This window comes from Enterococcus sp. DIV1298c, assembly GCF_017316315.1.
GTDB lineage: Bacteria > Bacillota > Bacilli > Lactobacillales > Enterococcaceae > Enterococcus_B > Enterococcus_B mangumiae.
In genome coordinates this window covers 85,873-96,643 of the sequence record NZ_JAFLWG010000026.1, presented here as the reverse complement: position 1 = coordinate 96,643, position 10,771 = coordinate 85,873, and the positions used below count along the sequence as shown (strand labels likewise).

Annotated in this window: 9 protein-coding genes and 1 riboswitch; of the genes, 6 read left to right on the top strand and 3 right to left on the bottom strand. The window is 40.3% G+C overall.

Going from position 1 to position 10,771, the window contains the following annotated elements; translation table 11 throughout:
- Positions 1–158: 158 nt before the first annotated feature.
- From guaA to JZO83_RS07335, 3 genes are all read right to left on the bottom strand, one after another.
- Positions 159–1,724: a glutamine-hydrolyzing GMP synthase gene (gene guaA / locus JZO83_RS07345; protein WP_207115374.1), complete on the bottom strand. Its 1,566-nt coding sequence runs from the start codon at positions 1,722–1,724 to the stop codon at positions 159–161.
- 58 nt (positions 1,725–1,782) lie between these two features.
- Positions 1,783–2,706: a type I pantothenate kinase gene (gene coaA, locus JZO83_RS07340; RefSeq protein ID WP_206854670.1), complete on the bottom strand. Its 924-nt coding sequence runs from the start codon at positions 2,704–2,706 to the stop codon at positions 1,783–1,785.
- Positions 2,707–3,025: 319 nt separating this feature from the next.
- Positions 3,026–3,946, bottom strand: coding sequence for a LysR family transcriptional regulator (locus tag JZO83_RS07335; RefSeq protein ID WP_207115373.1), 921 nt, complete (start codon positions 3,944–3,946; stop codon positions 3,026–3,028).
- 450 nt (positions 3,947–4,396) lie between these two features.
- Positions 4,397–4,564, bottom strand: a riboswitch (M-box (ykoK) riboswitch).
- 447 nt (positions 4,565–5,011) lie between these two features.
- Here JZO83_RS07335 and JZO83_RS07330 point away from each other — a divergent pair.
- The 6 genes from JZO83_RS07330 to JZO83_RS07305 all read left to right on the top strand — a co-directional run bounded on the left by JZO83_RS07330 (position 5,012) and on the right by JZO83_RS07305 (position 10,713).
- Positions 5,012–5,617 carry a class I SAM-dependent methyltransferase gene (locus tag JZO83_RS07330; RefSeq protein WP_207115372.1) on the top strand — a complete coding sequence of 202 codons (606 nt, stop codon included), beginning with the start codon at positions 5,012–5,014 and terminating at the stop codon, positions 5,615–5,617.
- Between the two features lie 397 nt (positions 5,618–6,014).
- A complete protein-coding gene (locus JZO83_RS07325; RefSeq protein ID WP_206854657.1) occupies positions 6,015–7,031 on the top strand; it encodes a substrate-binding domain-containing protein in 1,017 nt (338 codons plus the stop codon).
- Between the two features lie 140 nt (positions 7,032–7,171).
- Positions 7,172–8,473: a pyrimidine-nucleoside phosphorylase gene (locus JZO83_RS07320; RefSeq protein ID WP_207115371.1), complete on the top strand. Its 1,302-nt coding sequence runs from the start codon at positions 7,172–7,174 to the stop codon at positions 8,471–8,473.
- Positions 8,474–8,486: 13 nt separating this feature from the next.
- Entirely contained in the window at positions 8,487–9,149 is a 663-nt protein-coding gene (gene deoC, locus JZO83_RS07315; RefSeq protein WP_206854651.1) for a deoxyribose-phosphate aldolase, read from the top strand.
- 17 nt (positions 9,150–9,166) lie between these two features.
- Entirely contained in the window at positions 9,167–9,565 is a 399-nt protein-coding gene (locus JZO83_RS07310; RefSeq protein WP_207115370.1) for a cytidine deaminase, read from the top strand.
- A gap of 62 nt (positions 9,566–9,627) precedes the next feature.
- Positions 9,628–10,713 (top strand): BMP family protein, encoded by a 1,086-nt coding sequence (locus JZO83_RS07305; RefSeq protein WP_206854646.1) that lies wholly within the window; start codon positions 9,628–9,630, stop codon positions 10,711–10,713.
- Positions 10,714–10,771: the final 58 nt, after the last annotated feature.

The following is a 10,771-nucleotide window of genomic DNA, read 5'->3' as shown; positions in this document are numbered from 1 at the left end:
AGTCATTCACGTCAAATAACGAAGAAAATCCGGAGAAGAAGTGTTCACTTCTTCTTCCGGATTTCACTTGATTGCACTCATCAGTCCTTATTGACAAAGAGCCGAAAAAAACCGTGAATCCCTTCATTAACAAAGGATTCACGGTTTCTTTGATTATCCTATTCCCACTCCACAGTTGCTGGTGGTTTAGAGGTAATATCGTACACGATACGGTTCACGTGTGCGACTTCATTGACGATACGTACAGAGATTTTTTGTAGTACATCCCATGGGATACGCGCAAAGTCAGCTGTCATGCCGTCGATCGAAGTGACTGCACGGATGCCGACTGTGTAGTCATACGTACGTCCATCGCCCATTACACCCACAGAACGGATGCCTGGTAAGACAGTGAAGTATTGCCAGATGTCACGGTCAAGACCGGCAGCGGCGATTTCTTCACGTAAGATCATATCTGATTCACGGACGATCTCAAGTTTTTCTTCAGTGATTTCACCTAAGACACGGATACCAAGACCTGGCCCAGGGAAAGGTTGACGCCAAACGATTGAATCAGGCATACCAAGCTGTGTACCTAATTCACGGACTTCGTCTTTGAATAGTGTATTCAATGGTTCGATCAATTCAAATTGCATATCCTCAGGCAAGCCACCTACGTTGTGGTGTGATTTGATCGTTTGGGCAGTTTCTGTTCCACTTTCGATTACGTCTGTGTAAAGTGTTCCTTGTGCTAAGAAAGATACGCCTTCTTCGCCAGCAAGTTTTGTTGCTTCGTCGTCAAATAAGTATACGAACTCATTACCGATGATTTTACGTTTTTGTTCAGGATCAGAGACACCTGCAAGTTTATCTAAGAAACGCTCTCTTGCGTCTACTTTGATGATGTTCAAGCCGAATTTTCCGCCTAAGCTTTCCATGACTTGATCTGCTTCACCTTTACGCAATAGACCGTGGTCAACGAAAATCGATGTTAATTGATCACCGATTGCTTTTTGTAAAAGGACACCAACGACACTTGAATCCACTCCGCCAGATAAACCAAGTAGGACTTTTTTATCGCCGACTTGTTCACGGATTTTTTCGATTTGCATGTCGATGAAATTGTTCATTGTCCAATTTCCTTCACACTGACAAATGTCAAAAGCAAAATGACGTAATAATTCGATTCCGTATTCTGAATGACGGACTTCCGCGTGGAATTGGATACCGTAGAAGTTACGTTCTTTGTCTTGGATCGATGCGATCGGGCAGTCGTTACTTGTAGCAACAGTTTCAAAACCTTCTGGTACTTTCGTCACTAGATCTCCATGGCTCATCCAAACGGTTTGTTGTTTTGGTGTTTGGCTGAATAGCGCCGCATCATCTGCTGTTACTTCAAGTAATGCTTTTCCGTATTCACGGTTTTTCGCTGGCTCAACAGAACCGCCAAGTTTGTACGTGATCAATTGCATACCATAACAAATCCCTAACACTGGAATCCCTAAATTGAAGATTTCAGGATCAATGCCAAAAGCATTTTCGTCATAGACACTGTTTGGACCTCCAGAAAGGATGATCCCTTTCGGATTCATGGCTTTCACTTCTTCAGCTGTAATGCGGTGGCTCAATAATTCAGAAAAAACACCTAAATCACGGATGCGTCGTGTAATCAATTGATTATATTGACTACCGTAATCTAGTACGATGATTTTTTCAACGTTTGTCATATCGGCAACGTTCGTCACATTTATTACCCCTATCCCTTTAAAATTTATCTCAAAATAGTTGAACTATTTTAAAATGCTAATATTTTCGCATGAAAATCGAATCGATGATATGATTTTCAGTTTTATGGAGAATTATATCGGCTCTTCCACGAGTAGGCAAGATATATTCGTTCAAATTCTTCAAATTCACATTTTTCCATACATCTCTTGCCATTTTGAATGCATCCTCACGATTGCCAATGGCAAATTGATAGTAATAGTTTTGTGGATGTTGAAAAGCTGTATCAAGTAATGCACCAAAGCGATCCAAATACCATTTTTCGATCAATTCAGAATCTGCATCCACATAAACAGAAAAATCAAAAAAATCACTGACGTAAATTTGTTGATTGGCTGGCAGTTGGAGCGTATTGATTCCTTCGACGATCAAAATGTCCGGTTGTTGGATCAGTTCATATTCATCGGGAATAATATCATAAACATCGTGGGAATAGACCGGTACTTTCGTTGTTTCTTGACCAGATTTTACTTGGTTAAGAAAGTCGATCAGCATTTCCATGTCATAGCTTTCTGGAAATCCTTTCCGATCCATGATGCCACGTTCTTTTAAGACTTTATTCGGATACAAGAAGCCGTCGGTAGTGATCAACTGGACATTTCTTCGTTTGAATGTTCGAGACAAGATCATTTGTAATAAGCGTGCAGTCGTACTTTTACCAACTGCGACACTTCCGGCAATCCCAATGATAAACGGTGGAACTTGGACGTACTTGTGTAGGAATAACCCTTTGCTCAGAGAGAGGGATTCAAACTCTTTCATATGAAGAAAGATCAAGTGTGCAAGTGGTACATAGATGTCGCGAACATCTTGCATGGAAATACGGTCGTTCAAACTTTTTATACTATTTAGTTCATCTTGTGTCAATGGAGCTTGACCATTTCGGTAAAATTCGCGCCACTCTTCTCTTGCCACACGGTAATAATTCATTGGATCATTCATACATAGCCTCCTGGATTCTCCCATCAATGGACTTATTTTAACATAAAAGAGCATCAAACCCTACCACTTAGTCGAGAAACTCATTGGTTTTTCTCAAATCAAAGGATGGAAGAATAAGTATTCCGTTTTTTTTCATAACAGAAAGGCGGGGAGAGCATAGACGGGATTTCAGTAAATAAAAAAGAAACATCCACAAAATTTTTAAGGGTAGATTTTGTGGATGTTTACTTATTTTTTGAGGTCAAATATTTCTGGGTTGGCTTCTTGCCTGCATTTATTTTTGATCTTGTGTTTCTTGTCTTTAGTTTGACAGTAAGGCTTATCGTTTTGACAAGTAAGAGGGTTGATTCTCTATCGAGGTTCTTTCTAAAGTTTTGTGACATTTTTGAGTAAAGATTGCTTGGATTTCTTTTTCAACTTCTGGATAGAAGTAAAAGTTTTTTGATTCACTATTTTTATAAAGATAAAAATGAATGGTCGGAAATGTTGGTAAAGAGACAAAACAAACGGGTTCAATGGTTAAGAGTTCTTGTGCAAAGGGATTGACTAATAACATTCCTTTGCCTTCTGTGATCATCTTCATTGCCCCTAAGCTATCTGGACAAACAATATATTTTGGTTCGCTCGTCAGCTGTTGTGCTACTTTTTTTGTGATCACTTGATGTTCGACATGATCGAGTAAAAAGATAAAAGGTAGCTCTTCAAGTATCTCCGTGGACAATGCACCATCTGGTTTTAGTAAATATTCACTGACTGCTACTTTGAGTTCTAAAGTCGCCAACCTTGTTTGAACAAATTTCGGGTGATCTAAGGTGGCAGAAGTAATCGCAAAATCGATTTCTTTCTGGCTTAGTTTATTCAATAAGTCCAATGAAGGAACATAGCGGTAGTCGATCGTAAAGCTTTGATGATGAGTTGGATACTTGTCTGCTTCAAAGATAAACGATGCATCACTTGTGCCAACACGCAAAGAAGGATAATCTACTGATTCATTTAATGAGATATTCAATTTCTTCGCTTCCGCCAAAATCAATTCTACGGAAGGAAGAATCGATTTCCCATGGCTACTCAACTTGATTTTTTTGCCATGACGTTCGAATAGTTCAGCCCCGATTTCTTGTTCTAAGCTTTTTAACGAACTACTTAATGAGGAGATACTGACATGGAGCTCTTTTGAAGCTTGTGAAAGACTATTGAAACGGGCAATCATATAGAAATACTCTAATTTTTCGATCGACATACACCTATGCCTCCTTTAACATTTTATTCTCCCCCTAAATTTCTCATGCGCCTTTTTAAAAAACAATGGTTATATAGCAGGACGCATAGAGATTAAACATTCCTTAATAAATGTGAAACGAATCACTATTACTTTTAATAGGAAATGAAACGTGACAGTTTAAACGGTTGCTAGTTGATTTTTATGCGATTCAATGATTCATAGACTCTAGATCGAAGGCTAGTGATTGATAGGTTGCAATGGATGAAGTGAATCTCAACTAGGAAAGGGAATCAACACACCTAAGAAAGCAAAAGAATGTGGAATAAGACACGCTTACTTAAAGCGGTTTTCTACTGATTTTTTGGTGGCGTGAGGTTTACTGACAACATAAAAAAGCCTCCTTAATACATAAAGGGCGGCGTACTCAAATAAACATTGGATAGTGTAATTTGCAATTGTAAGGCGCAATTGTAATCACGTTAATTGAGCTTTGGCTTTCTGAGACGTAAGAAACAAGTTCTAGTTATCTTGGAAAAGCCTTAATCCGACAATCCCTGCTTTACTCGTTACTGTCTCTCGACATTTCCGAGCGATAACCTATGTTCTTCAGAGTAACCTCACCTAATATGATTATTTTTTCATCCATATCATAAAGGGCAGTGGAAGTAATAGTCAATCATGCGCGTTTCATGAATAGAGATATCATGGAGATATTTGTCTTCTTAAAAACGATAATAGTAGGGTTTATGGGACTTCTATTGATATTTTCTCTACTTTCACGAAACAGATTACGCAAATACCGAAAAAGGAGAAGAGTGAGCAGCTAAGAAAAGTTTTTTCTTCCGTATCGCGATTAAATGGTTTTATTTATAAAAGAAAACCGAAGAAACGGTGTTCCAGAAGCAACTCCTTCGGAAATAAGTCAGGAAACCCAAAAATTTGAAAAACAATTTTCGGGTTTCCTGGCTTATTTCTCGGAGCTGGACACTTCTGTCACAACCTCGATGAAACACAGTTTCGCTTGCACCTTCTCAAGGAACACGATAGACTATGAACATCTAATAGATGAGAAGGATGGAAACTATGACGAATCATTATTATTCCGAACACCCAGAGACTGCTCATGAGTTTGATGAATGGTCATTTGAGTTAAGAGGAAAAACCTTTCAGTTCGTAACAGACTCGGGCGTGTTTTCACGTGAAACAGTCGACTATGGCTCACGCGTATTGATCGATGCTTTTGAATGGACGCAGTTACCTGAAGGCAAAATTTTGGATGTTGGTTGTGGCTATGGTCCAATCGGGCTTTCTCTTGCATATGCGAGTGAACGTTTTGTGGAGATGGTAGACATCAATGCTCGAGCAGTGGACTTGGCACAAGGAAATGCGAAGCGCAATCAAATCAAAAATGTAGCGATCTACCAGTCAAACATTTATGATGAGGTTGCAGAAACAGACTATGCTGCAATCGTCAGCAATCCGCCGATCCGTGCAGGCAAAAAAGTCGTACATGAAATCCTGACTGGTGCCTATGTCCGTTTGCGTACAGGTGGTACCTTAACGATCGTCATTCAGAAAAAACAAGGCGCACCTAGCGCGCAAAAGAAAATGCAGGAAACATTTGGTAACGCAGAAATCGTGATCAAAGATAAAGGATATTATATTATCCGAAGCGTGAAAGAAGATTAAAAATAATCGCATAAAAACAAGGAAACAGTCGAAGGAATGAGTAGTCATTTCTTTAACTGATTAAGTGTACCAGGATGTCAAAACACCAATTAGCTCAGAAATATTGAGTTTAATTGGTGTTTTATTGTATGGTTACAATTTGCAAAAGGGTGTGTGGCCCAATGTACAAGATGCGCACCTATATCAAGTGGTTTAGTCATTGGAGGAAGGTAAATAAAGTTAACTGACGGGAAAGTGAGAGGTAACCTTGAAAAAGAACACGTCGTTTATCAAGTTTACCTAGCAAATAGTTATAGGTTACTGATTTACTTTTGGACAAGCCCTTTTTTCCTCTATCCATTTCGAAAACCATTTGGTACACTGTTAAGGAATTTACATATAAAAAGGGGGAACAAAGGTGAAACTGACAATTCGGGATATTGCTGAGATGGCGGGGGTTTCAGTGACGACTGTGTCACAAATCTTAAACAATAAAGGTAGTCGTTTTAGTGAAAAGACACGAAAAAAAGTATTAGCGATCGTGAACGAGCATCATTATAAACCAGATTATTTTGCTTCTAATGTGATCAATCGTCACTCAAAAACAATTGGCATGATCGTGCCAGATGTGACGGATTTCTTCTTTTCAAAAGTGATCGAAGGAGTCGAAAGCTATTTGAATCCACTTGGATATGTCATCATTCTTTGTAACTCCAGACATAGTCAAGAAAATGAGTTGAAATACTTGAGAGAGCTTTCTCATCGAGCGGTGGACGGCTTGTTACTGGCTACGCCAAATGTGTTGCCCCAAGAGTATGCACTGGATAGTGGTTTTTATAATAATATGCCGATCATCCTGATCGATCGTGGATTGAATCGTCGGGATAATGGTCGTTTGATCGTGAAAGAATATGAAGGCGCTTATCAAGCAGTCTCATTGTTGATCAAAAACGGCCATACGAAAATTGGTATGCTAAAGGAAACAACTGGGTATTATCAATTAGAGGAGCGATTTAACGGTTATCGTCATGCGCTGAAAGATCATGAGTTAGCGTTTAACGGGAAGTTTGTCGAAGAAGGCGACCTGACTGTTCAAGGCGGATATGAAGCAAGTAAGCGTTTGTTACGTCACAAAGATGTAACGGCGGTATTTTGTGGGAACGATGCAATGGCAATCGGTTGTTACCAAGCCATCCATGAGATGGGCAAGCGTATTCCAGAAGATATTTCAGTGATTGGCTTTGATGGATTAAAATTGTCTGAGTATATGATCCCTAAGCTGACAACGGTCAAACAACCAAGTTTTGATATCGGTTTTTATGCGGCTCGCTTTTTGATTGATACGATTGAATTTCCACAAAGAAAAGTTCCGAACAAAGTATTCGAAACAAAATTAATTATTCGTGAGAGCGTAAAAACATTGACAAAGGTCTAGTTGGGCGTTATATTGCTTATGTAAGTGTTTACAAAGCTGGTAAGATACAATGCGAGAAGCTAGTAAACCGGTTTACTAAAGTGGTTTACCTTTTCCGAATTTCCTGTATAATACCGAATGAAGACGAGGAGGATTACGTCATGCGGATGGTCGATTTGATTGAAAAAAAGAGAGATGGGCACCAGTTATCTAAGGAAGAAATCTCGTACATTATCACGAATTACACAAATGATAAAATCCCTGATTATCAAATCAGTGCATTATTGATGGCTATCTTTTATCAAGATATGACCGATGAAGAAATTACCGAGCTAACGTTAGCGATCGCTCATTCTGGTGATGTGATCGATTTAAGTTCATTAGAAGGAATAAAAGTCGACAAACATTCTACCGGAGGCGTGGGAGATACTACTACATTGATCTTAGCACCTTTAGTAGCAAGTGTTGGTGCCACAGTGGCAAAAATGTCAGGACGTGGGCTTGGTTATACAGGCGGTACATTAGACAAATTGGAAGCTATTCCTGGATTTCGTATCGAGCTGTCTGACGAAGAATTTATTCGTACGGTGAATGAAAGCAAAGTCGCTGTCATTGGGCAATCAGGTAATCTTGCTCCAGCAGATAAAAAATTATATGCCTTGCGTGATGTGACCGCAACGGTTAACTCGATCCCATTGATCGCTAGCTCGATCATGAGTAAGAAAATTGCTGCGGGTGCGGATGCGATCGTGTTGGATGTGACTACAGGTGACGGTGCCTTCATGAAAAATATTGATGATGCGAGACGTTTGGCGAAGACCATGACAAGAATCGGCAAGTTGGCGGATCGCCAAACAGTGGCAGTGATTTCTGATATGTCTGAACCGTTGGGCGAAGCAATCGGCAATAGCTTAGAAGTCGTTGAAGCAATCGAGACACTTCAGGGGAACGGACCGGAAGATTTAGTCGAAATGTGCTATGCTTTAGGTAGTCAAATGGTTGTGCTAGCAGGTAAAGCAACAACGATCGAAGAGGCACGTGCGTTGCTTAAAGAAGCGCTCGAATCTGGAAAAGCTTTAGCGAAATTCAAAGAGATGATCAAAAACCAAGGGGGAGACCCGACAATCGTCGATCAACCAGAACGTTTGTTGACAGCTCGTTATACCTATGAATTGCCGGCAAAAGCGTCAGGTGTTGTTACAAAAATCGTAGCGAACGAATTAGGGATCGCAGCAATGATGCTTGGTGCAGGGCGTAAAACGAAAGAAGACTCGATCGATCATGCTGTAGGGTTGCGATTGAATAAAAAAATCGGCGACAAGGTAGAAGAAGGGGAATCCTTATTGACGATCTACAGTAATGAAGAAGAAATCTCATCAGTGATCGACTTGTTATATAAAAATATTGAAATTGGAAATAAGGCTGAGAAGCCAATATTGATACATGACATTATCACAGAGTAGAAGGAGAAGAGACATGGAATTAAATCGAATGATCGACCACACAATTCTAAAAGCAGATGCTACAAAGGCTGATGTAATGCGTATTATTGAGGAAGCAAAAAAACATCATTTCTATTCAGTATGTATCAATCCAACATGGGTTGCCTTAGCAAAAGAAGAATTAAAAGGTGAGCCAGTTGCTGTTTGTACCGTCATCGGTTTTCCCTTAGGAGCGAACACAGCTGAAACAAAGGCATTTGAAACAGCGAATGCGATTGAAAATGGTGCGGATGAAGTGGATATGGTCATCAATATCGGTGCATTGAAATCTGAGCAAGACGATGTCGTGAAAAAGGATATCGAAGCAGTAGTTGAAGCAGCAAAAGATCGCGCGTTAGTGAAAGTGATCATCGAAACAGCATTGTTGGAACAAGCAGAGATCATCAAAGCTTGCGAATTGGCGAAAGCTGCGGGTGCTGATTTTGTGAAGACTTCTACTGGATTTTCAACAGGTGGAGCAAGAGTGGAAGATATTCGCTTGATGCGTGAAACGGTTGGGCCAGAGATGGGTGTCAAAGCTTCTGGCGGTATCCATAATGAAGCGGAAGCTGTTGCAATGGTCGAAGCGGGTGCGACAAGAATCGGCACAAGTGCAGGTGTAGCAATCATGTCCGGTTCAACTGGTGAAGGCTATTAATTTCTAAGGAGAAAAAGATGTCAGAAATCAAACAAGAATGGATCGATATCGCGATCGACGCTTTGGATAAAGCGTATGTTCCTTACTCCAAATTTCCAGTCGGTGCTTGTTTAGTGACAGCCTCTGGGAAAACCTATCAAGGATTGAATATCGAAAATGCGTCATTTGGTTTAACGAATTGCGCAGAACGTACCGCATTTTTTAAGGCAGTATCCGAAAAAGAAATGGATTTTACTCATCTAGTCGTTGCAGGACACACGCCTGAGCCGATTTCTCCATGTGGTGCTTGTCGCCAAGTCATGGCAGAATTTTGTGACGCAGAGATGCCAGTCACGTTGGTAGGCGACCACGGTGTGACGAAAACAATGACCGTGAGAGAGTTATTACCTTACGCATTTTCAGAAAAAGATTTATAAACTATGTTCAATTCAGTCAGCTGACTGTTGAAAAAACAACTACTTTAGGGGGCTTTACAGAAATGAAAAAAGCAAAATTATTTGGTTTAGGTGCTATCGCACTATCAGCCGGCTTACTTTTAAGCGCATGCGGTAACGGCGGTTCAGATTCTACTGATTCAACAGGTGGAAACAGTGCATCAGGAACAGCAACTGCAGCATTGATTACAGATACTGGTGGCGTCGATGACCGTTCATTCAACCAGTCAGCTTGGGAAGGGTTAGAAGATTGGGGTAAAGAACAAGGCTTGTCTCGCGGAAATGACGGCTTCCAATATTTCCAATCATCAAATGAATCAGATTATATCCCAAATATCGATCAAGCGTTGAACGCAGGCTTCAAAACAATTTTTGGGATCGGGTTTAAATTAAAACCAGCGATCGAAGAACAAGCAACAAGTAATCCTGAAACAAACTTTGCGATCATTGATGATGTCATTGAAGGAAAAGACAACGTAGTTTCAGCAACATTTAAAGACAACGAAGCTTCTTACCTTGCAGGAATCGCAGCAGCTTACACAACTGAAACAAATGTTGTTGGCTTTATCGGTGGAGTTAAAGGTGAAGTAATCGACCGCTTTGAAGCTGGTTTCAATGCAGGTGTGAAAGCCGGCGCTGAAGCGTTGAACAAAGAAATCGAAGTATTGAACCAATACGCTGGTGACTTCTCAGCTCCAGATAAAGGACGTTCAATTGCACAAGGTATGTACGCACAAAATGCCGACATCATTTTCCATGCTTCAGGTGGTACAGGTAACGGTGTCTTCCAAGAAGCAAAATCATTGAATGAATCAGGCGACAAAAAAGTTTGGGTAATCGGTGTTGACCGTGACCAATCTGACGAAGGTAACTACACATTAGATGGTGAAGACAAAAACTTCACATTGACATCAACACTTAAAGGTGTAGGAACAGTTGTAAAAGATTTAGCGCAACAATCAGCAGATGGTAATTTCCCTGGTGGCGAACACACTGTTTATGGTTTGAAAGAAGACGGTGTAGGTATCACTGAAGGACAACTTTCTGATGAAGCGAAAAAAGCAGTAGACGAAGCGAAAGAAAAAATCATTTCAGGCGATATCGAAGTTCCAGAAACTCCTGAAAGCTAATAAATTCCATTTCTATAGCCTTGTTGGACAATTGTTTAACAGGGCTATCGTTTAGTTA

Coding starts and splice junctions, on each gene's coding strand:
- JZO83_RS07320 (WP_207115371.1), top strand. CDS start 7,172: ATGCGGATGGTCGATTTGATTGAAAAAAAGAGAGATGGGCACCAGTTA.
- JZO83_RS07330 (WP_207115372.1), top strand. CDS start 5,012: ATGACGAATCATTATTATTCCGAACACCCAGAGACTGCTCATGAGTTT.
- deoC (WP_206854651.1), top strand. CDS start 8,487: ATGGAATTAAATCGAATGATCGACCACACAATTCTAAAAGCAGATGCT.
- JZO83_RS07335 (WP_207115373.1), bottom strand. CDS start 3,946: ATGTCGATCGAAAAATTAGAGTATTTCTATATGATTGCCCGTTTCAAT.
- JZO83_RS07310 (WP_207115370.1), top strand. CDS start 9,167: ATGTCAGAAATCAAACAAGAATGGATCGATATCGCGATCGACGCTTTG.
- JZO83_RS07305 (WP_206854646.1), top strand. CDS start 9,628: ATGAAAAAAGCAAAATTATTTGGTTTAGGTGCTATCGCACTATCAGCC.
- coaA (WP_206854670.1), bottom strand. CDS start 2,706: ATGAATGATCCAATGAATTATTACCGTGTGGCAAGAGAAGAGTGGCGC.